A 21,020-nucleotide genomic window follows, 5' to 3' on the forward strand; every position below is an offset into this window, starting at 1 on the left:
GTCGGTACGATCGCCTGTGCGCGCGCTCCTGGTATGGCGCCGCACCCCACCTTCAGTCAGGAGAGACCGGTGTCAGACGTCCGTGTGATCATCCAACGCGATTCCGAGCGGGAAGAACGCGTGGTGACGACGGGCACTACGGCCGCCGACCTCTTCGCGGGCGAGCGCTCGATCATCGCCGCGCGTGTGGGCGGCGAGCTGAAGGACCTCACGTACGAACTGTCCGAGGGCGACGAGGTCGAGGGCGTCGAGATCTCCTCCGAGGACGGCCTGAACATCCTGCGCCACTCCACCGCGCACGTCATGGCGCAGGCCGTGCAGGAACTGTTCCCCGAGGCCAAGCTGGGCATCGGCCCGCCCGTGAAGGACGGCTTCTACTACGACTTCGACGTCGAGAAGCCGTTCACGCCCGAGGATCTCAAGGCCATCGAGAAGAAGATGCAGGAGATCCAGAAGCGCGGGCAGAAGTTCGCCCGCCGGGCCGTCACCGACGAGGCCGCCCGCGACGAGCTGGCGGACGAGCCGTACAAGCTGGAGCTGATCGGCCTCAAGGGCTCGGCCTCGCACGACGACGGCGCGGACGTCGAGGTGGGCGCCGGCGAGCTGACGATCTACGACAACCTGGACGCCAAGACCGGCGAGCTGTGCTGGAAGGACCTCTGCCGCGGTCCGCACCTGCCCTCGACCCGCCTGATCCCGGCGTTCAAGCTGATGCGCAACGCGGCCGCCTACTGGCGCGGCAGCGAGAAGAACCCGATGCTCCAGCGCATCTACGGCACCGCCTGGCCGTCCAAGGACGAGCTGAAGGCGTACCTGGACTTCCTCGCCGAGGCCGAGAAGCGCGACCACCGCAAGCTGGGCAACGAACTGGACCTGTTCTCCATCCCGGAGCAGATCGGCTCCGGCCTCGCCGTCTTCCACCCCAAGGGCGGCATCGTCCGCCGGGTCATGGAGGACTACTCGCGGCGCCGCCACGAGGAAGAGGGCTACGAGTTCGTCTACACCCCGCACGCCACGAAGGGGAAGCTCTTCGAGACGTCGGGGCACCTGGACTGGTACGCCGAGGGCATGTACCCGCCCATGCAGCTCGACGAGGGCGTGGACTACTACCTCAAGCCCATGAACTGCCCGATGCACAACCTGATCTTCGACGCGCGCGGCCGCTCCTACCGCGAACTGCCGCTGCGCCTGTTCGAGTTCGGGACCGTGTACCGGTACGAGAAGTCGGGCGTCGTGCACGGCCTGACCCGGGCCCGCGGCTTCACGCAGGACGACGCGCACATCTACTGCACCCGTGAGCAGATGTCCGAGGAGCTGGACAAGACGCTCACCTTCGTCCTCGGCCTGCTGCGCGACTACGGCCTCACCGACTTCTACCTGGAGCTGTCCACCAAGGACCCGGAGAAGTTCGTCGGCTCCGACGAGGTCTGGGAGGAGGCGACCGAGACCCTGCGCCAGGTCGCCGAGAAGCAGGGCCTGCCCCTCGTGCCCGACCCGGGCGGCGCCGCCTTCTACGGCCCGAAGATCTCCGTCCAGGCCAAGGACGCCATCGGCCGGACCTGGCAGATGTCGACCATCCAGCTCGACTTCAACCTGCCCGAGCGCTTCAACCTGGAGTACACCGGCCCGGACGGCTCCAAGCAGCGCCCGGTCATGATCCACCGCGCCCTGTTCGGTTCCATCGAGCGCTTCTTCGCCGTACTGCTGGAGCACTACGCGGGCGCCTTCCCGGCGTGGCTGGCCCCGGTCCAGGCGCTCGGCATCCCGATCGGCGACGCGCACGTGGAGTACCTGGAGAAGTTCGCGGCCGCGGCCCGGAAGAAGGGCCTGCGCGTCGAGGTGGACTCCTCCTCGGACCGTATGCAGAAGAAGATCCGCAACGCCCAGAAGCAGAAGGTGCCCTTCATGGTCATCGCGGGCGACGAGGACATGTCGAACGGTTCGGTGTCCTTCCGCTACCGCGACGGTTCCCAGGAGAACGGCATCCCGTTCGACGAGGCCATCGCCAAGATCGCGAAGGTCGTGGAGGAGCGCGCCCAGGTCTGATCCGGCGCCCGCCCCGTCCGAGGGCCCCCGGGGGGTTCAGCTCCCCGGGGGCTCTTCGTCGCTCTCCCGCGTGAAGATCCGCATCAGCCAGCCCGAGAAGGAACCCGTCACCGCGCCCAGCAGGGCGAGGCCGCAGGCCATCATCACGATCGCGAGCGCCCGGCCGAGGAAGGTCACCGGCACGACGTCGCCGTACCCGACCGTGCTGAGGGTCGAGGCGGCCCACCACACGGCGTCCCCGAACGTGTGCATGGTGGTACCGGGCGCCCCGCGCTCCGCCTGGTAGACCGTGAGGGCACCGGAGAAGCCCAGGAGCAGGGTGGACAGGCCCGCGTAGGAGATCACCCGCGCGTACAGCGAGACCCGGGGCTGACCGCGCCGGCGCTGCACCTCCTCGTACAGCGGCACGATGCGCAGCGGGCGCAGCAGCGGCAGGACCACCACCAGCGTGAGCATCGCATGGCTGACGACGAAGCGAGGGCCCTGCCCGCTGAGCCGCCAGCGCACCGCGTAGTCCGCGGCGAACACCAGCCACAGGGCGAGCATGACGAACCAGCACAGGTCCCGCCAGAAGTCGGGCAGGCCGGTGGCCAGGACGCGCGTGGCATAGGCGGCCAGGAAGAGCAGGGCCGCCGCGAACAGGGGGACCTCGGTGTCCTGACCCCAACGTGCAGTACGGCTGTCGTCGTCCACCGGCCAAGCTTGGCCGGAGAGCGCCGCGAGACCGCCCCGGCGACACGCCGGGCAGGGGTGACGCCATATGCTGCGTAGCATGACGAGTGAGCCGGAACAGCAGATCGGAGTGGGGACCCAGGACGCGTTCCAGCGTCTGTGGACGCCCCACCGGATGGCCTACATCCAGGGCGAGAACAAGCCGACCGGTCCCGGAGCGGACGACGGCTGCCCCTTCTGCTCGATCCCGGCCAAGTCCGACGAGGACGGGCTCGTCGTCCGGCGCGGTGACCACGTCTACGCCGTGCTGAACCTCTATCCGTACAACGGCGGCCACCTGATGACCGTGCCCTACCGGCACGTCGCCGACTACACCGACCTGACCGGTCCCGAGACCATCGAGCTGGCCGAGCTGACCAAGCAGGCGATGACCGCCCTGCGCACGGCGTCCGGCGCGCACGGGTTCAACATCGGCATGAACCAGGGCGGGGTGGCGGGCGCCGGCATCGCGGCCCACCTGCACCAGCACATCGTCCCGCGCTGGGGCGGCGACACGAACTTCATGCCGGTGGTGGGCCACACCAGGGTGCTGCCGCAGCTGCTGGCCGACACCAGGAAGATGCTGGCGGAGGCGTGGCCGACCGCGGACTAGGAGCGCCTGGCCGGCAGCGGACAAGGAGCCTGTCCGGGGTCCGAGGGCGAGGCCGTCCACGGCCGCAGCGGGGGTCCGGGGGCGGCGGCCCCCAGGAACCGCGCCTTCACGCACCCGCGCCCGCGCCCCGGCCGAACCGCCGAGCCCCGCGGCCGAACCGCCGAGCCCCCCGGCCGAACCGCCAAGCCCCGCGGCCGAACCGCCGGAGGCTCACGCACCGTAAAGGCCGGAGGCTCACGCACCGTAAGGCCGGCGGCTCACGCGTCGTACAGGTCGGCCTTCCTCGGTGACGGATCCTGGACGTTGCCGCTGAGGAACGCCGAGCGGGCACCGAACTTCTCGGTGTCCACGCCGTTCTCCTTCAGCACCCTGATCGCGGCCGAGTGCACCACACGCAGCACCGGCGTGGCGGCGCGCAGCGCGTCGTCGGCCATGAAGCGGTGCCGCCACGGCTGGTCGGCCCAGGCGTGCCGCAGCCCGAACGGCTCGGGCAGGCCGAGCGAGCCGCCGAGCCAGTTCAGCAGGGGCGGGTACCAGGTCAGCGGGGCGCGCACGGCCAGCCGTACGACCTCGTCGGTGGTGACCAGCGGCAGCTTGACCGTGCGGTTCTCCCAGGGCTTGAGGGACTTGGCGACCTCCTTGGTCGGCGCCTCCGGCTTGCTGGTGAACAGCGGGTTCACCGGTCCCAGCGCGTGCCCGGTGACCTCGATGCGCAGCGTCTCGTGCAGCACCGTGACCGTGATCAGCATGGTGATGACCAGCTGCCCGTCCCACAGCGTCCACTGCACGCCGAGGTAGTGCCGGTCGCCGCTGCCGAACTGCTGCTTGTTGCAGATCTCCTGTATGGCGTGCGGCTTGACCTGGAAGGCCTCCACGTCGGTGCCCTCGGGCCGGGACACCGCCGCGGCCTTCTCGCCGATGGGCGTGACGATCCAGTGCCGTATCGACGGCTTGGGGAAGCCGCCCGTGTTCAGCGGGCCGCGCTCCAGCAGCGCCAGCTGGTCGTGGATCGCGCGTACGACGTCCCAGCTGCGGAAGGGATGGATCTCCCGGCCGGCCTCGGCGGGCACCAGCTCCTCGGCGAGCTGCCACGCACCCCACCGGGTGCCCATGCCGAGTATGCCCTTGGGGCCGGCGTAGAAGACGGAGTTGGACTGCTGTTCGGCGCTGAGCCGGGCCAGTGCCTGGCGCAGCTCCTCGGCGGCGGTCTGGCCGGGCCCGCGCGGCACGGCCTCCGGGACCTTGGCGCCGACGCTGGTGCCGGAGAGCAGACCGTCCCAGCGGGCCCGCAGATCCTTCGCGGTGCGCTCGCAGATCCGCTTGGCCCAGAACCAGCCGAGCACGGGGACCACGACGGACGCGCGCGCGTACCACCCCCAGAAACCGGTGAACGGCATCTTGATCAGGAACAGGGCGGCGAGCACGCCGACGCCCAGCAGCAGCGCGGTGGCCAGCGACCCGGCCCGCTTGTCGTCGCGGCTGGCGACGAAGGTCCGCAGCTGGAAGACGAGCAGCCAGCCGATCATCCCGGGCAGGAACAGCAGACCGCACACGACCGTGACGGCGGTCAGGAGGTTGTCCCGCTCCCGGCGGATGTTGTTGGCGGCCAGCGCGTGTTCCACCACGAAGCGGGGTTCGGAGCCGAAGGACTGGATGAGCGGCTTGCGGCCGGGGGCCAGCATCCGGTCGACCAGGGCCCGGGAGAAGGCCTCACCGAGATTGGGACGGAACAGCTTGACCCGCCCGGCCTTCACGGTCGACTGGTGCCACTCGTTGTCGGCCTTCTTGATCTCCTCGACCGGGCTGTCCCGGTACGCCGCGGAGGCCAGCGCGGAGGTCGCCGCCTGCCCCTCGTCGCCCGAGACGGGCACCTGGGGCCCGTCCCACTCCGTTCCAAACGACATTCCCGCCCCCATCGCCGCCGGTGTCGCTCCTGCGGCCTTCCCGACTTCCTTGCTCCGCACACCTGTTGAACCGGCCGTCGCCCCGATGTCCGACGACGGCCGGACCGTTGCGGCACGACGTGATCAGGTGATCAGCGTATCCGCCGGCACCGACAGCCCGCGGGCGGACGGCCGAAGCCGCCCGCCCGCGCGCTGAGCGGGACGCGCTCCGACTACGCCTCGTCGCCCGCCTGTTCGCGGATGCGTTCGGCGATCTGCGGCGGCATCGGCTCGTGCCGGGCGTAGTTCCGGTCGAAGCGGGCCGTGCCGTGCGAGAGCGAGCGCAGGTCGACGGCGTACCGGCCGATCTCGAACTCGGGTACCTCGGCGCGGATCAGGGTCCGCCCGGAGCCGACCTGCTCGGTGCCGAGCAGCCGGCCGCGCCGGCCGGAGAGGTCGCTCATCACGGGGCCCACGTAGTCGTCGCCGACCAGCACGGTGACCTCCGCGACCGGCTCCAGCAGATGGATCTTCGCGTCCGCCGCGGCCTCCCGCAGCGCCAGCGCGCCCGCAGTCTGGAAGGCGGCGTCGGAGGAGTCCACCGAGTGGGCCTTGCCGTCCAGCAGCGTGACCCGCACGTCCACCAGCGGATAGCCGGCCGCGACGCCCTTGGCGGCCTGGGCCCGTACGCCCTTCTCGACGGACGGGATGAACTGGCGGGGCACCGCTCCGCCGACCACCTTGTCCACGAACTCGATGCCCGAGCCGCCCGGCAGCGGCTCCACCTCGATCTCGCAGATGGCGTACTGGCCGTGGCCGCCGGACTGCTTCACGTGCCGGCCGCGGCCGGCAGCCCGGTTCGCGAACGTCTCCCGCAGGGAGACCCGGTGCGGGACGACGTCGACCTGGACGCCGTAGCGGCTGCGCAGCCGCTCCAGGGCGACGTCGGCATGCGCCTCGCCCAGACACCACAGGACCACCTGGTGGGTGTCCTGGTTCTGCTCCAGGCGCATGGTCGGGTCCTCGGCGACCAGCCGGGACAGGCCCTGGGAGAGCTTGTCCTCGTCGGCCTTGCTGTGCGCGTGGATGGCGAGCGGCAGCAGCGGGTCGGGCATCTGCCAGGGTTCCACCAGCAGCGGGTCGTCCTTGGCGGAGATCGTGTCCCCGGTCTCGGCACGGCCCAGCTTGGCCACGCACACCAGGTCCCCGGCGACGGCATGGGTCACCGGGCGCTGCTGCCGGCCGAAGGGCATGGACAGGGCGCCGATCTTCTCGTCGACGTCGTGGTCCTCGTGGCCGCGGTCGGTCAGACCGTGCCCGGAGACGTGCACCGTCCGGTCCGGGCGCAGGGTGCCGGAGAAGACGCGGACCAGGGAGATCCGGCCGACGTAGGGGTCCGAGGCGGTCTTGACGACCTCGGCGACCAGCGGCCCCTCGGTGTCGCACGGCTTCAGCTCGCGCGTCTTGCCGTCGATGGTGGTGACCCCGGGCAGCGGGTGCTCGAACGGGGTCGGGAAGCCGCCGGTGATCAGCTCCAGCAGCTCGACCGTGCCGAGGCCCTGCTTGGCGCCCTCCGCCGCGGGCGCGGCGGCCAGCACGGGATGGAAGGTGCCGCGGGCGACGGCCCGCTCGAGGTCCTGGACGAGGGTCTTGATGTCGACCTGCTCGCCGCCCAGGTAGCGGTCCATGAGGGTCTCGTCCTCGCTCTCGGCGATGATCCCCTCGATGAGCCGGTTGCGGGCCTCCTCGATGTCCGGCAACTGGTCCGCGCCGGGCTCGGACTCCTTGCGCTCCCCGGACGCGTAGTCGAACAGCTTCTGCGACAGCAGCCCGATCAGCCCGGTCACCGGCGCGTGCCCGTCGGGGCCCTCGGGGCCGCGCAGGGGCAGGTACAGCGGCAGGACGGCGTCGGGGTCGTCGTCGCCGAACGCCTCGGCGCAGATCCGGGTCATCTCCTCGAAGTCCGCGCGCGCGGACTCCAGGTGCGTGATCACGATGGCGCGGGGCATGCCGACCGCCGCGCACTCCTCCCACACCATCCGCGTCGAGCCGTCCACGCCGTCCGAGGCCGAGACCACGAAGAGGGCCGCGTCCGCGGCGCGCAGACCGGCCCGCAGCTCACCGACGAAGTCGGCGTACCCGGGGGTGTCCAGCAGGTTGATCTTGATGCCGTCCCACTCGACCGGCACCAGCGAGAGCTGCACCGAGCGCTGCTGGCGGTGCTCGATGTCGTCGTAGTCCGAGACGGTGCCGCCGTCCTCGACGCGGCCTGCCCGGTTCACCGCCCCCGCGGTGAGTGCGAGGGCCTCCACCAGAGTCGTCTTGCCCGAACCGGAGTGGCCGACCAGCACCACATTCCGTACGGACGCGGGTTGGTCGGCCGCCAGAGCCCTGCCGGCGGCCCCGGGGTGGTGAGTCTGTGCCTTGTCGCCCATGATCCTGCCTCCCGTGCACGGTGAGGTCACTGTGGGCGCGGACACGCGGGACCCGCGTGCTGCGGCGGCTCCGGCGACGCCCGCGGTTATTCGAGCTTTCCACTCCCGTCACGTTGCGTCCATACGAAGGACCACGAAGGGTGCGGACCCGCACCTATCGCGCCACACCCGCTCCCCGCGCGGCCGTACCCACCGGTTCGCGCCACGAGCTGCGGGTGCCCGCCCGTCACGCACGCGTGCGCGTGGCTACGATGGGCCAGCCGGAGGCCACCAGGGCCGCGGCGACACCGACCGTCGGGAAGGCCATGCTGAACAAGTACGCGCGTGCATTCTTCACGCGTGTCCTCACACCGTTCGCCGCGTTTCTCATCCGCCGGGGCGTCAGCCCCGACACGGTGACGCTCATCGGCACGGCCGGTGTGGTGGCGGGCGCGCTGGTCTTCTACCCCCGGGGCGAGTTCTTCTGGGGCACGGTCGTGATCACCCTGTTCGTCTTCTCCGACCTGGTCGACGGCAACATGGCCCGCCAGCTGGGCCGCTCCAGCCGCTGGGGCGCCTTCCTGGACTCCACCCTGGACCGGGTCGCCGACGGTGCGATCTTCGGCGGGTTCGCCCTCTGGTACGCGGGCAACGGCGACGACAACGTGCTGTGCGCCGTCTCGATCTTCTGCCTGGCCAGCGGCCAGGTCGTGTCGTACACCAAGGCGCGCGGCGAGTCGATCGGCCTGCCGGTGGCCGTCAACGGGCTCGTCGAGCGCGCCGATCGGCTGGTGATCTCGCTGGTCGCGGCCGGTTTCGCGGGCCTGCACAAGTTCGGTGTGCCGGGCATCCAGTGGTTGCTGCCGGTCGCCCTGTGGATCGTCGCCGTCGGCAGTCTCGTCACGCTGATCCAGCGGGTCGTCACGGTCCGTCGCGAGTCCGCCGAGGCCGAGGAGGCCGCCGCCCGCGAGGACGCGTCCCAGGGGAGGGAGACGGCGAAGTGAGCACGGCGGAACGATTGACCGACGCCCTGTACGGGCTCGGCTGGAGCACCGTCAAGAAGCTCCCGGAGCCCGCAGCGGTCCGCCTCGGGCGCACCATCGCCGACCTCGCCTGGAAACAGCGCGGCAAGGGCGTCCGGCGCCTGGAGTCCAACTACGCGCGCGTGGTGCCCGGTGCCACTCCGGAGCGGCTGGCCGAGCTGTCCCGCGCGGGCATGCGGTCGTACCTGCGCTACTGGATGGAGTCCTTCCGGCTGCCGGCCTGGAGTGCCGAGCGCGTGAAGACGGGCTTCGACCCCAAGGACATCCACTACCTGACCGACGGACTCGCCTCCGGCCGGGGCGTGGTCCTCGCCCTGCCCCACCTGGCCAACTGGGACCTGGCCGGCGCCTGGGTCACCACCGAGCTGGAGACGCCGTTCACGACGGTCGCCGAACGCCTGAAGCCCGAGACGCTCTACGACCGGTTCGTCGCCTACCGCGAGGGCCTCGGCATGGAGGTCCTGCCGCACAGCGGCGGCACCGCCTTCGGCACACTGGCCCGCAGGCTGCGCGACGGCGGCCTGGTCTGCCTGGTCGCCGACCGTGACCTGTCCGCCTCCGGCGTCGAGGTCGGCTTCTTCGGCGAGACGGCCCGCATGCCGGCCGGACCGGCCCTGCTCGCCCAGCAGACGGGCGCGCTGCTGCTGCCCGTCACCCTCTGGTACGACGACTCGCCGGTCATGAAGGGCCGGGTGCACCCGCCGGTCGAGGTGCCCGAGTCAGGCACGAAGGCCGAGAAGACGTCTGTCATGACACAGGCGCTGGCCGACGCCTTCGCCACCGGGATCGCCGAACATCCGGAGGACTGGCACATGCTCCAGCGGCTGTGGCTCGCCGACCTCGACCCCGCGAAGGGACCCGCGTGAGAATCGGGATCGTCTGCCCGTACTCCTGGGACGTGCCCGGCGGCGTCCAGTTCCACATCCGCGACCTCGCCGAGTACTTCATCCGGCTCGGCCACGAGGTGTCCGTCCTCGCCCCGGCCGACGACGACACCCCGCTGCCGCCGTACGTCGTCTCGGCGGGCCGCGCGGTCCCGGTGCCGTACAACGGCTCGGTGGCCCGGCTGAACTTCGGCTTCCTGTCGGCCGCGCGGGTACGGCGCTGGCTGCACGACGGCGCCTTCGACGTGGTCCACATCCACGAGCCGACCTCGCCCTCGCTCGGCCTGCTGACCTGCTGGGCGGCCCAGGGCCCCATCGTCGCGACCTTCCACACCTCCAACCCGCGCTCACGAGCCATGATCGCCGCCTACGCGATCCTGCAGGCCGCGCTGGAGAAGATCAGCGCGCGGATCGCGGTCAGCGAGTACGCCCGCCGCACCCTGGTCGAGCACCTGGGCGGGGACGCGGTGGTCATCCCCAACGGCGTCGACGTGGACTTCTTCGCCCGGGCGGAGCCCGACCCGCGGTGGCAGGGCGACACCGTCGGCTTCATCGGCCGGATCGACGAGCCCCGCAAGGGTCTGCCGGTGCTGATGAAGGCCCTGCCGAAGATCCTGGCCGCCCGCCCGCAGACCCGGCTGCTGGTCGCCGGCCGGGGTGACGAGGAGGCGGCCGTCGAGGACCTGCCCGAGGAGCTGCGCTCCCGCGTGGAGTTCCTCGGCATGGTCAGCGACGAGGACAAGGCGCGGTTCCTGCGCAGCGTCGACCTGTACGTCGCGCCCAACACCGGCGGCGAGAGCTTCGGCATCATCCTGGTCGAGGCGATGTCCGCGGGCGCCCCCGTGCTCGCCTCCGACCTGGACGCCTTCGTGCAGGTCCTCGACCAGGGGGAGGCCGGCGAGGTCTTCGCCAACGAGGACGCCGACGCGCTGGCCGACGCGGCCGTACGGCTGCTGGAGGATCCCGCGCGCCGGGAGGAGCTGCGCAAGCGCGGCAGCGCCCATGTGCGGCGGTTCGACTGGTCGACGGTCGGCGCGGACATCCTGTCCGTCTACGAGACGGTGACGGCGGGCGCGGCGGCGGTCGGCGCCGACGAGCGGACGACCGGGCTGCGGGCGCGGTTCGGACTGGCCCGGGACTGACGGGGGCCGCCGTCGGCGTGCGGGCCGGCGCGGGGCCGGTGAGGCCGTCGGGGCGCGGGCCGGTGCGGGACAGGTGAGGCCGTCGGCGTGCGGGCCGGTGCGGGACAGGTGAGGCCGTCGGCGTGCGGGCCGGTGCGGGGCCGGTGAGGCCGTCGGGGCGCGGGCCGGTGTGGGGCTGACCGCGGGGGCGTGTTCCGCCAGCCGATAGCCTTCGGCCGTGACCGCAACCCTGATCTGGATCCTCGTCGCGCTCGTCGCCGTCGGCGTGTACCTGAGCTGGACGGCCGGCCGGCTGGACCGGCTGCACGTGCGCATGGACGCCGCCCGTGCCGCACTGGACGCCCAGCTGCTGCGGCGGGCCTCCGTGGCGCAGGAACTCGCGACGTCGGGCGTGCTGGACCCGGCCGCCTCGATCGTGCTGTACGAGGCGGCCCACGCGGCCCGGCAGTCCGAGGAGGAGCACCGGGAGGTCGCCGAGAGCGAGCTGAGCCAGGCACTGCGGGCGGTCTTCGAGGACGCCGGACAGGTGGAGGCCGTACGGGAGGCGCCGGGCGGCGAGGAGGCTGCCCGTGAGCTGGCCGAGGCCGTACGCCGGGTGCCCATGGCCCGCCGCTTCCACAACGACGCCGTGGGCGCCGCCCGCAGGCTCCGCGAGCACCGCAAGGTCCGCTGGTTCCGGCTGGCCGGACACGCCCCGTTCCCGCTGGCCTTCGAGATGGACGACGAGCCGCCCGCGGCCCTGGTGGAGAGGGCCTCCTGAAGCGGGCGCGTCCCGTTCCGGACTCCCTCCCGCACCCCGGGTTCGAACCCCAGGTGGACCAAAAGGATCCACCGGCTTGCCATTGGCCCTTGCTGTGGCCTGGTCCACTCACGTTTCCTCTTCGGAGCAGAAACCCTCTTTCACTTCAGTGAGGTCACCCGTGTCCACCATCGAGAACCAGGCTCCCGAGACCGGCACCGCCCGCGTGAAGCGCGGCATGGCCGAGCAGCTCAAGGGCGGCGTGATCATGGACGTCGTCACGCCGGAGCAGGCGAAGATCGCCGAGGACGCGGGCGCCGTCGCGGTCATGGCCCTGGAGCGGGTCCCCGCCGACATCCGCAAGGACGGCGGCGTCGCCCGCATGTCCGACCCCGACATGATCGAGGGCATCATCGACGCCGTCTCGATCCCGGTCATGGCCAAGTCCCGCATCGGCCACTTCGTCGAGGCCCAGGTGCTGCAGTCCCTCGGCGTCGACTACATCGACGAGTCCGAGGTCCTCACCCCGGCCGACGAGGTCAACCACTCCGACAAGTGGTCCTTCACCACCCCGTTCGTCTGTGGTGCCACCAACCTGGGCGAGGCCCTGCGCCGCATCGCCGAGGGCGCCGCGATGATCCGGTCCAAGGGCGAGGCCGGCACCGGCAACGTCGTGGAGGCCGTCCGCCACCTGCGCCAGATCAAGAACGAGATCGCCAAGCTGCGCGGCTTCGACAACCACGAGCTGTACGCCGCCGCCAAGGAGCTGCGCGCCCCGTACGAGCTGGTCAAGGAGGTCGCCGAGCTGGGCAAGCTCCCGGTGGTGCTGTTCTCCGCCGGTGGCGTCGCCACCCCGGCCGACGCGGCCCTGATGCGTCAGCTCGGTGCCGAGGGCGTCTTCGTCGGCTCCGGCATCTTCAAGTCCGGCGACCCGGCCAAGCGCGCCGCCGCCATCGTGAAGGCCACCACCTTCTACGACGACCCGAAGATCATCGCGGACGCGTCCCGCAACCTCGGCGAGGCCATGGTCGGCATCAACTGCGACACCCTCCCCGAGACCGAGCGCTACGCCAACCGCGGCTGGTAACCCACACAGGTACATCACCCCATGAACACTCCTGTCATAGGCGTCCTGGCCCTCCAGGGCGACGTACGGGAGCACCTCATCGCCCTGGCCGCGGCCGACGCCGTGGCCAGGCCGGTGCGGCGCCCCGAGGAACTCGCCGAGGTCGACGGTCTCGTCCTGCCCGGCGGCGAGTCGACCACCATCTCCAAGCTGGCCGTCCTGTTCGGCGTGATGGAGCCCCTCCGCGCGCGCGTGCGGGCCGGCATGCCCGTCTACGGGACCTGCGCGGGCATGATCATGCTCGCCGACAAGATCCTCGACCCGCGTTCGGGCCAGGAGACCGTCGGCGGCATCGACATGATCGTGCGCCGCAACGCCTTCGGCCGGCAGAACGAGTCGTTCGAGGCCGCGCTCGACGTGCGGGGCATCCCGGGCGATCCTGTGGAGGGCGTCTTCATCCGCGCCCCCTGGGTGGAGTCCGTGGGCGCCGCGGCCGAGGTGCTCGCCGAGCACGACGGTCACATCGTCGCCGTCCGCCAGGGCAACGCCCTCGCCACGTCGTTCCACCCCGAACTGACCGGCGACCACCGTGTGCACGCCCTGTTCGTCGACATGGTGCGCGCCAACGGGACCGCGGAGTCCTTGTAGGATCTCTGGCGTTCGTTCATAGACGGGTTACGCGAAGGAGACAGGCAGATGTCCGGCCACTCTAAATGGGCCACGACGAAGCACAAGAAGGCCGTGATCGACGCCAAGCGCGGCAAGCTCTTCGCGAAGCTGATCAAGAACATCGAGGTCGCTGCGCGTATGGGCGGTGTCGACCTCGACGGCAACCCGACGCTGTACGACGCCGTCCAGAAGGCCAAGAAGCAGTCGGTCCCGAACAAGAACATCGACTCCGCGATCAAGCGCGGTGGCGGTCTCGAGGCCGGCGGCGCCGACTACGAGACGATCATGTACGAGGGCTACGGCCCGAACGGTGTCGCGGTGCTCATCGAGTGCCTCACCGACAACCGCAACCGCGCCGCCTCCGACGTCCGTGTCGCGATGACCCGCAACGGCGGCTCGATGGCCGACCCCGGCTCCGTGTCGTACCTGTTCAACCGCAAGGGCGTCGTCATCGTCCCCAAGGGCGAGCTGGCCGAGGACGACGTGCTCGGCGCCGTCCTGGACGCCGGTGCCGAGGAGGTCAACGACCTCGGCGAGTCCTTCGAGGTGCTCAGCGAGGCCACCGACCTGGTCGCGGTCCGCACCGCCCTCCAGGAGGCCGGCATCGACTACGACTCCGCGGAGGCCAACTTCGTCCCGACCATGCAGGTCGAGCTGGACGAGGAAGGCGCCAAGAAGATCTTCAAGCTGATCGACGCGCTCGAGGACAGCGACGACGTGCAGAACGTCTTCGCGAACTTCGACGTGAGCGACGAGATCATGGAGAAGGTGGACGCGTAACGCACGCGGCGTACCGAACGGGCCGACGGGACACACACCCGTCGGCCCGTCGCTTTGTCAGTGGCACCCGATAGCCTGCACGAACCGGCTGTCGAAGGGAGGGGGCGCGCGTGCGTGTACTGGGGGTGGACCCCGGGCTGACCCGGTGCGGCGTCGGTGTCGTGGAGGGGGTCGCGGGCCGACCGCTCACCATGCTCGGCGTCGGGGTCGTACGGACGCCCGCGGACGCCGACCTCGGTCACCGGCTGCTCGCCGTCGAACAGGGCATCGAGCGGTGGCTGGACGAGCACCGGCCCGAACTCGTCGCCGTCGAGCGCGTCTTCAGCCAGCACAACGTGCGCACCGTCATGGGCACCGCCCAGGCCAGCGCCGTAGCGATGCTGTGCGCCGCCCGGCGCGGCATCCCGGTCGCCCTGCACACCCCGAGCGAGGTCAAGGCCGCCGTCACCGGCAGCGGACGGGCCGACAAGGCGCAGGTCGGAGCCATGGTCACCCGACTGCTCCGGCTCAGCGCCCCGCCCAGGCCCGCCGACGCCGCCGACGCCCTCGCCCTCGCCATCTGCCACATCTGGCGCGCCCCCGCCCAGAACCGGCTCCAGCAGGCCGTCGCCCTGCACACCGCCCACGCAACGAAAGGCCGTACGGCATGATCGCCTTCGTCAGCGGCACGGTCGCCGCACTCGCCCCCGACGCCGCGGTCGTCGAGGTCGGCGGCGTCGGCATGGCCGTCCAGTGCACGCCGGACACGCTGTCGACGCTGCGCATCGGTCAGCCCGCGAAGCTGCACACGTCCCTCGTCGTCCGCGAGGACTCGCTGACCCTGTACGGCTTCGCGGACGACGACGCCCGCCAGGTCTTCGAGCTGCTGCAGACCGCGAGCGGGGTCGGCCCGCGCCTGGCCCAGGCCATGCTCGCCGTGCACAGCCCGGACGCGCTGCGCCGCGCCGTCGCCACCGGCGACGAGAAGGCCCTCACGGCCGTCCCCGGCATCGGCAAGAAGGGTGCCCAGAAGCTGCTGCTGGAGCTGAAGGACCGGCTCGGCGACCCCGTCGGCGCCCCCGCCGTCGGCACACCGGTCTCGCAGGGCTGGCGCGACCAGCTGCACGCGGCCCTCATCGGTCTCGGCTACGCCACCCGGGAGGCCGACGAGGCGGTCACCGCCGTGACGCCCCAGGCCGAGGCCGCCGGTGGCACGCCGCAGGTGGGCCAGCTGCTCAGAGCCGCCCTGCAGACCCTGAACCGAGCCCGCTGACCCGAGACCGTCCGTCAGGCACACCCATGGTGTGCGCTCCCGGGGAAGACCCCGGACCCCGGCCGAACGACCCGGCCGGCGTTCCACCGCGAGGAGAATGGCAGTGAACTGGGACGACCCGACCGACACCGCCGCCGCATCAGCGGAGCGGCTGGTCGGCCCTGCGGCCGACCGGGAGGACCAGGCCGTCGAGGCGGCCCTGCGCCCCAAGGACCTCGGCGAGTTCATCGGCCAGGAGAAGGTCCGCGAGCAGCTCGACCTGGTCCTGCGCGCCGCACGCGCGCGGGGCGCCACCGCCGACCACGTCCTGCTGTCCGGCGCGCCCGGCCTCGGCAAGACCACCCTGTCGATGATCATCGCGGCCGAGATGGGCGCCCCCATCCGGATCACCTCCGGCCCCGCCATCCAGCACGCCGGCGACCTCGCGGCGATCCTCTCCTCCCTCCAGGAGGGCGAGGTCCTCTTCCTGGACGAGATCCACCGCATGTCCCGGCCCGCCGAGGAGATGCTCTACATGGCCATGGAGGACTTCCGCGTCGACGTCATCGTGGGCAAGGGCCCCGGCGCCACCGCCATCCCGCTGGAACTGCCGCCGTTCACCCTGGTCGGCGCCACCACCCGCGCGGGCCTGCTGCCGCCCCCGCTGCGCGACCGCTTCGGCTTCACCGCGCACATGGAGTTCTACGAACCGCACGAACTGGAGCGCGTCGTGCACCGCTCGGCGAACCTGCTGGACGTCGGGATCGAGCCGGACGGCGCTGCCGAGATCGCCGGCCGCTCCCGCGGAACGCCCCGCATCGCCAACCGCCTGCTGCGCCGCGTCCGCGACTATGCGCAGGTCAAGGCCGACGGACTGATCACGCGCGAGATCGCCGCGGCGGCCCTCGCCGTGTACGAGGTCGACGCGCGCGGCCTCGACCGGCTCGACCGCGCCGTCCTGGAGGCCCTGCTGAAGCTGTTCGGCGGCGGCCCGGTCGGTCTGTCCACCCTCGCGGTCGCGGTGGGGGAGGAGCGCGAGACGGTGGAAGAGGTCGCCGAGCCCTTCCTGGTCCGGGAGGGCCTGCTCGCCCGCACCCCGCGCGGCCGGGTGGGCACCCCCGCCGCATGGGCACACCTCGGCCTCACCCCGCCCCACGCGGCCCCCGGCGGACCCGCGGGAAACGGACAGCAGGGCCTGTTCGGGACGTGACGACAGGATCCGCCCGCAGTGACGACGGGATCCGCCCGCAGCCGACGGCGCCGGCCGTGACGGCCGGCGCCGGCCCGCGGCGCGGGACCTGCTGGGCGGCGGGGGCAACCGCAGCGGGAAGGCGGCGCCACCCTGGGGCGACGGGGCGGCGGGCCGAGCCCCGTCCTGTGACGACGTGATGCCTTCGTGACGGCGAGGGCATTGGCCGGACCAGGAACTCAGGTGCCATGCTGAGCGTTGTTCCATGCATGCGGACTCGCTTAGACTCCGCCGATGCCGCCCTCCCGGGCGGCGCCGACCACACCCCCATCACATAGGCCGCTCTCCGCCGCGGTCGCGCGAAGGAAATCCCGTCCCGTGAATACCTTGACCCTTCTCCCGTTCATCGTGCTCATCGCGGCCATGTTCCTGATGACGCGCTCGGCCAAGAAGAAGCAGCAGCAGGCCGCCGACATGCGGAACCACATGCAGCCCGGTTCCGGCGTCCGGACGATCGGGGGCATGTACGCCACGGTCAAGGAGGTCAACGAGGACACCGTCCTCCTCGACGCCGGACCGGGAGTCGAGCTGCTCTTCGCCAAGAACGCCATCGGCGCCGTCCTCACCGACGACGAGTACAACCGCATCGTCCACGGCATCGAGCACGACCTGAAGTCCGACGCCGCCGTCGTCCCGGACGACGCCTCCTCCCTCACCGAGACCGACGAGACCGACGGGCCTGCCGCCGCTGCCGCCGCCTCCGACGAGAAGATCGACCTCGGTAAGAAGGACGCCGCCGAGCGTGGCGCGGACGCGATCCAGGCCGCCGAGGACAAGGCCGACGCGGCCGAGGCCAAGGCGGAGGACGAGTCCAAGAAGACCGACGGCGACTCCGACACGAAGTAGTCACGCCCCGGGACGCGCGGCGGCGGCGCCACAAGCCCCGCCCCGCGCACCCCGGGCGCGTCTGTTTCGCACGGGAGCCCGACACCATGTCATGGCCGACCGCGCCGACCGGGCGCGGGGCGGCCCGAGAGGGAGTACGAGAAGGTGGCAGCACCTAAGAGGGGCCGTAGCGCGAGCGCCCAGAGCAAGCCAGGGCGCTCGCTGGCCCTCATCCTGATCGCCATCGTGGCGCTCACCGGGGGGATGTTCCTCTCCGGGCACAAGACTCCGCGTCTCGGCATCGACCTCGCCGGTGGCACGAGCATCACGCTCGAGGCGAAGGCCGACCAGGGGTCCGCGATCAACAAGGCCAACATGGACACCGCGGTCGACATCATGAACCGCCGTGTCAACGGTCTGGGTGTCTCCGAGGCGGAGGTGCAGACCCAGGGGACGAAGAACATCATCGTCAACATCCCCAAGGGCACCAACTCCAAGGAGGCCCAGGAGCAGGTCGGCACCACCGCCAAGCTGTACTTCCGGCCGGTCCTGGCCAAGGAGCCCAGCGTCCCGGCAGGGAAGAGCCCCTCGCCGAGCGCCTCCACCGGCGGCAGCTCCGCGCCGACGCCGGGCACCAGCCCGTCCTCGAGCGCCTCGACCCCGCAGAAGGCCTCCGGCAGCGGGTCCCCGACCGCCACGGCGACCTCCCAGGGCCGCTCCGTGAGCGACGCGCTGAAGGCCGACGCCACTCCCTCGCCGAGCGGCTCCGCCTCCGGCAGCGGCAAGCCGTCGGCCTCGCCCTCGGCCACCCCCGGCGGATCGGGCGGCGACTCCAAGCTGCAGGCCCAGTACGCCGCCCTGAACTGCACCAAGCCCGCCGACCGCGCCAACGCCGGCAAGAACGCCAAGCCCGGCGAGCCCACCGTGGCCTGCGGCCAGAACGACGGCGCCTGGTACAAGTACCTGCTCGGCCCGGTCGCCGTGGACGGCACCGAGGTGAAGAAGGCCCAGGCCGTCTTCGACACCCAGGGCGCCGCCGGCTGGCAGGTGCAGATGAACTTCACCGGCACCGGTTCCAAGAAGTTCGCCGACGTCACCGGTGAGCTGGCCAAGAACCAGACCCCGCAGAACGAGTTCGCCATCGTCCTCGACGGCGACGTCGTCTCCAGCCCGTTCGTCCAGGGCGCCATCACCGGCGGCCAGGCGGAGATCTCCGGCAGCTTCAAGCAGGAGGAGGCCCAGAACCTCGCCAACATGCTGTCGTACGGTGCTCTGCCGCTCTCCTTCAAGGAGCAGTCCGTCACCACCGTCACCGCCGCGCTCGGCGGTGAGCAGCTGCACGCCGGTCTGCTCGCCGGCGCCATCGGCCTGGCGCTGGTCGTGATCTACCTGGTGGTCTACTACCGCGGCCTGTCGATCGTGGCCATGGCCTCGCTGCTCGTCTCCGCGATCCTCACCTACGTGATCATGGCCCTGCTCGGCCCGGCCATCAACTTCGCGCTGAACCTGCCGGCCGTCTGCGGTGCCATCGTCGCCATCGGTATCACCGCGGACTCGTTCATCGTGTACTTCGAACGCATCCGGGACGAGATCCGCGAGGGCCGCTCGCTGCGCCCCGCCGTGGAGCGGGCCTGGCCGCGCGCCCGGCGCACCATCCTGGTCTCCGACTTCGTGTCGTTCCTCGCCGCCGCCGTGCTGTTCATCGTCACCGTCGGCAAGGTGCAGGGCTTCGCGTTCACGCTCGGCCTGACCACCGTACTCGACGTGGTCGTCGTCTTCTTCTTCACCAAGCCGCTGATGACGGTCCTCGCGCGCCGCAAGTTCTTCGCGAACGGTCACAAGTGGTCCGGCCTCGACCCGAAGAGCCTGGGTGCCAAGCCGCCGCTGCGCCGTACCCGCCGTCCCGCCGGTCCCGCCGCCGGCCCCGTCGACCCGAAGGAGGCGTGAGCGATGTCGAAACTCGGCAACCTCGGCGCCCGGCTGCACCGCGGCGAGATCAGCTACGACTTCGTCGGCAAGCGCAAGATCTGGTACGGCATCTCGATCCTGATCACCATCACGGCCGTCCTCGGCCTGGCGGTGCGCGGCCTGAACATGGGCATCGAGTTCCAGGGCGGCGCGGTCTTCACCACGCCGACCCACATGAGCACCTCGGTGGCCAAGGCGGAGGAGTACGCCAACGACGCCTCCGGTCACCAGTCGGTCGTGCAGAAGCTGGGCAACGGCAGCCTGCGCATCCAGATCGCGGGCATCGACACCGGCGAGTCCGACAGGATCAAGCAGGACCTGGCCAAGGACCTGAACCTCGACCCCGAGAAGCTCGCGGCCGACCTGGTGGGCCCGAGCTGGGGCGAGCAGATCGCCAGCAAGGCCTGGGAGGGCCTGGCGATCTTCATGGTCCTCGTCGTGATCTACCTGGCGATCGCCTTCGAGTGGCGCATGGCCATCGCGGCGCTGGTCGCGCTGATCCACGACATCACCATCACGACCGGCATCTACGCCCTGGTCGGCTTCGAGGTCACGCCCGGCACGGTCATCGGTCTGCTGACCATCCTCGGTTACTCGCTCTACGACACGGTCGTCGTCTTCGACAGCCTCAAGGAGCAGACGAAGGACATCACCAAGCAGACCCGGTTCACCTACGGTGAGATCGCCAACCGGTCGATCAACGGCACGCTGGTCCGTTCCATCAACACCACGGTCGTCGCCCTGCTGCCGGTCGCCGGTCTGCTCTTCATCGGCGGCGGCTTCCTCGGCGCGGGCACGCTGAACGACATCTCGCTGTCGCTGTTCGTCGGTCTGGCGGCCGGTGCCTACTCGTCGATCTTCATCGCCACGCCGCTCGTCGCGGACCTCAAGGAGCGCGAGCCGGCGATGAAGGCCCTCACCAAGCGGGTCATGGCCAAGCGCGCCCAGGCCGGCGCCGGCGAGAGCCTCGTGGAGGACCACGCCACCGCCGGTGACGACGCCGACGACGCCGCCCCCGCCGTGGTGGGCCCGCGCAACCAGCCCGCGTCCCGCGGCCGAGGCCGCGGCCGGACCCCCGGGAAGCGCCGATGACCGAGCTGACAGGCGTCTCGCAGCTCCTCCTCAGCCGCATCCGCGATGTCGCCGACTACCCGGAGCCCGGGGTGATGTTCAAGGACATCACCCCGCTCCTGGCCGACCCGGCGGCCTTCTCCGCGCTCACCGACGCCCTCGCCGAGACCGCCGCCCGTACCGGCGCGACCAAGGTCGTCGGACTGGAGGCCCGGGGCTTCATCCTCGGCGCCCCGGTCGCCGTCCGTGCGGGCCTGGGCTTCATCCCGGTCCGCAAGGCGGGCAAGCTGCCCGGAGCCACCCTGCGGCAGGCGTACGAGCTGGAGTACGGCTCGGCCGAGATCGAGGTCCACGCCGAGGACCTGGCCGCGGGCGACCGCGTCCTGATCGTGGACGACGTCCTGGCCACCGGCGGCACCGCCGAGGCCGCGATCCACCTCATCCAGCGCGCGGGCGCCGAGGTCTGTGGCCTCGCGGTCCTCATGGAGCTGGGTTTCCTGGGCGGCCGCGCCCGTCTGGAACCGGCGCTCGCCGGGGCCCCGCTGGAGGCCCTCCTCCCGGTCTGAGACCCCTGCCCCGCACGACGAACGGCCGCCCCGGCACCCGACCGGCGCGGCCGTTCGCCGTACCGGCGTGGCCGCCGCCGCACCGCGGTGATGCCGGGGCCGCCGTGCCCGCCGCTCGGC

19 protein-coding genes are annotated in these 21,020 nt (G+C 71.4%); 16 read left to right on the forward strand and 3 right to left on the reverse strand.

Annotated elements, in window-relative coordinates; all coding sequences use genetic code 11:
• Positions 1 to 69: 69 nt before the first annotated feature.
• Positions 70 to 2,046 (forward strand): threonine--tRNA ligase, encoded by a 1,977-nt coding sequence (gene thrS, locus JK359_RS25865; protein ID WP_201840283.1) that lies wholly within the window; start codon positions 70 to 72, stop codon positions 2,044 to 2,046.
• A gap of 36 nt (positions 2,047 to 2,082) precedes the next feature.
• On the opposite strand, the gene JK359_RS25870 is transcribed toward thrS, so the two are convergent.
• Positions 2,083 to 2,739: a potassium channel family protein gene (locus tag JK359_RS25870; RefSeq protein ID WP_201840285.1), complete on the reverse strand. Its 657-nt coding sequence runs from the start codon at positions 2,737 to 2,739 to the stop codon at positions 2,083 to 2,085.
• A gap of 79 nt (positions 2,740 to 2,818) precedes the next feature.
• Here JK359_RS25870 and JK359_RS25875 point away from each other — a divergent pair, with 79 nt between their 5' ends.
• Complete coding sequence (locus JK359_RS25875; protein ID WP_236678428.1) at positions 2,819 to 3,370, forward strand: HIT family protein; 552 nt, start codon at positions 2,819 to 2,821, stop codon at positions 3,368 to 3,370.
• A 257-nt stretch (positions 3,371 to 3,627) separates the two neighbouring features.
• Here the strand turns inward: JK359_RS25875 and JK359_RS25880 are convergent, their stop codons facing one another.
• On the reverse strand, positions 3,628 to 5,274 hold the full coding sequence (locus JK359_RS25880) for an AbeC-like domain-containing protein (RefSeq protein WP_201840291.1): 1,647 nt from the start codon (positions 5,272 to 5,274) through the stop codon (positions 3,628 to 3,630).
• Positions 5,275 to 5,486: 212 nt separating this feature from the next.
• Complete coding sequence (locus tag JK359_RS25885) at positions 5,487 to 7,688, reverse strand: elongation factor G-like protein EF-G2 (protein ID WP_201840294.1); 2,202 nt, start codon at positions 7,686 to 7,688, stop codon at positions 5,487 to 5,489.
• Positions 7,689 to 7,939: 251 nt separating this feature from the next.
• Between JK359_RS25885 and pgsA the strand changes: the two genes are divergently transcribed.
• The 14 genes from pgsA (at position 7,940) to JK359_RS25955 (ending at position 20,900) form a co-directional block, all read left to right on the forward strand.
• Complete coding sequence (pgsA, locus tag JK359_RS25890; RefSeq protein ID WP_201840452.1) at positions 7,940 to 8,671, forward strand: phosphatidylinositol phosphate synthase; 732 nt, start codon at positions 7,940 to 7,942, stop codon at positions 8,669 to 8,671.
• Complete coding sequence (locus JK359_RS25895; protein WP_201840297.1) at positions 8,668 to 9,576, forward strand: phosphatidylinositol mannoside acyltransferase; 909 nt, start codon at positions 8,668 to 8,670, stop codon at positions 9,574 to 9,576. The genes pgsA and JK359_RS25895 overlap by 4 nt, the downstream gene beginning before the upstream one ends.
• Positions 9,573 to 10,736, forward strand: a complete 1,164-nt coding sequence (locus tag JK359_RS25900) for a glycosyltransferase family 4 protein (RefSeq protein ID WP_201840299.1) — start codon at positions 9,573 to 9,575, stop codon at positions 10,734 to 10,736. Before JK359_RS25895 ends, JK359_RS25900 begins: the two co-directional genes overlap by 4 nt.
• 217 nt (positions 10,737 to 10,953) lie before the next feature.
• Entirely contained in the window at positions 10,954 to 11,496 is a 543-nt protein-coding gene (locus tag JK359_RS25905) for a LemA family protein (RefSeq protein WP_201840301.1), read from the forward strand.
• A 160-nt stretch (positions 11,497 to 11,656) separates the two neighbouring features.
• Positions 11,657 to 12,562: a pyridoxal 5'-phosphate synthase lyase subunit PdxS gene (gene pdxS, locus JK359_RS25910; protein ID WP_201840303.1), complete on the forward strand. Its 906-nt coding sequence runs from the start codon at positions 11,657 to 11,659 to the stop codon at positions 12,560 to 12,562.
• A gap of 21 nt (positions 12,563 to 12,583) precedes the next feature.
• Entirely contained in the window at positions 12,584 to 13,189 is a 606-nt protein-coding gene (pdxT, locus tag JK359_RS25915; RefSeq protein WP_201840305.1) for a pyridoxal 5'-phosphate synthase glutaminase subunit PdxT, read from the forward strand.
• Between the two features lie 48 nt (positions 13,190 to 13,237).
• Positions 13,238 to 13,990 (forward strand): YebC/PmpR family DNA-binding transcriptional regulator, encoded by a 753-nt coding sequence (locus tag JK359_RS25920; RefSeq protein WP_201840307.1) that lies wholly within the window; start codon positions 13,238 to 13,240, stop codon positions 13,988 to 13,990.
• Between the two features lie 110 nt (positions 13,991 to 14,100).
• Complete coding sequence (gene ruvC / locus JK359_RS25925; RefSeq protein ID WP_201840310.1) at positions 14,101 to 14,640, forward strand: crossover junction endodeoxyribonuclease RuvC; 540 nt, start codon at positions 14,101 to 14,103, stop codon at positions 14,638 to 14,640.
• Positions 14,637 to 15,242, forward strand: coding sequence for a Holliday junction branch migration protein RuvA (gene ruvA, locus JK359_RS25930; protein WP_201840313.1), 606 nt, complete (start codon positions 14,637 to 14,639; stop codon positions 15,240 to 15,242). The genes ruvC and ruvA overlap by 4 nt, the downstream gene beginning before the upstream one ends.
• 103 nt (positions 15,243 to 15,345) lie before the next feature.
• Entirely contained in the window at positions 15,346 to 16,431 is a 1,086-nt protein-coding gene (gene ruvB / locus JK359_RS25935) for a Holliday junction branch migration DNA helicase RuvB (RefSeq protein WP_201840316.1), read from the forward strand.
• A gap of 357 nt (positions 16,432 to 16,788) precedes the next feature.
• Positions 16,789 to 17,316, forward strand: coding sequence for a preprotein translocase subunit YajC (yajC, locus tag JK359_RS25940; protein ID WP_201840319.1), 528 nt, complete (start codon positions 16,789 to 16,791; stop codon positions 17,314 to 17,316).
• A 144-nt stretch (positions 17,317 to 17,460) separates the two neighbouring features.
• A complete protein-coding gene (gene secD / locus JK359_RS25945; RefSeq protein ID WP_201840322.1) occupies positions 17,461 to 19,242 on the forward strand; it encodes a protein translocase subunit SecD in 1,782 nt (593 codons plus the stop codon).
• A gap of 3 nt (positions 19,243 to 19,245) precedes the next feature.
• Positions 19,246 to 20,355, forward strand: a complete 1,110-nt coding sequence (gene secF / locus JK359_RS25950; RefSeq protein ID WP_201840325.1) for a protein translocase subunit SecF — start codon at positions 19,246 to 19,248, stop codon at positions 20,353 to 20,355.
• Positions 20,352 to 20,900 carry an adenine phosphoribosyltransferase gene (locus JK359_RS25955; RefSeq protein ID WP_201840328.1) on the forward strand — a complete coding sequence of 183 codons (549 nt, stop codon included), beginning with the start codon at positions 20,352 to 20,354 and terminating at the stop codon, positions 20,898 to 20,900. The genes secF and JK359_RS25955 overlap by 4 nt, the downstream gene beginning before the upstream one ends.
• Positions 20,901 to 21,020: the final 120 nt, after the last annotated feature.

Source organism: Streptomyces actinomycinicus, from assembly GCF_016741775.1.
Lineage (GTDB): Bacteria > Actinomycetota > Actinomycetes > Streptomycetales > Streptomycetaceae > Streptomyces > Streptomyces actinomycinicus.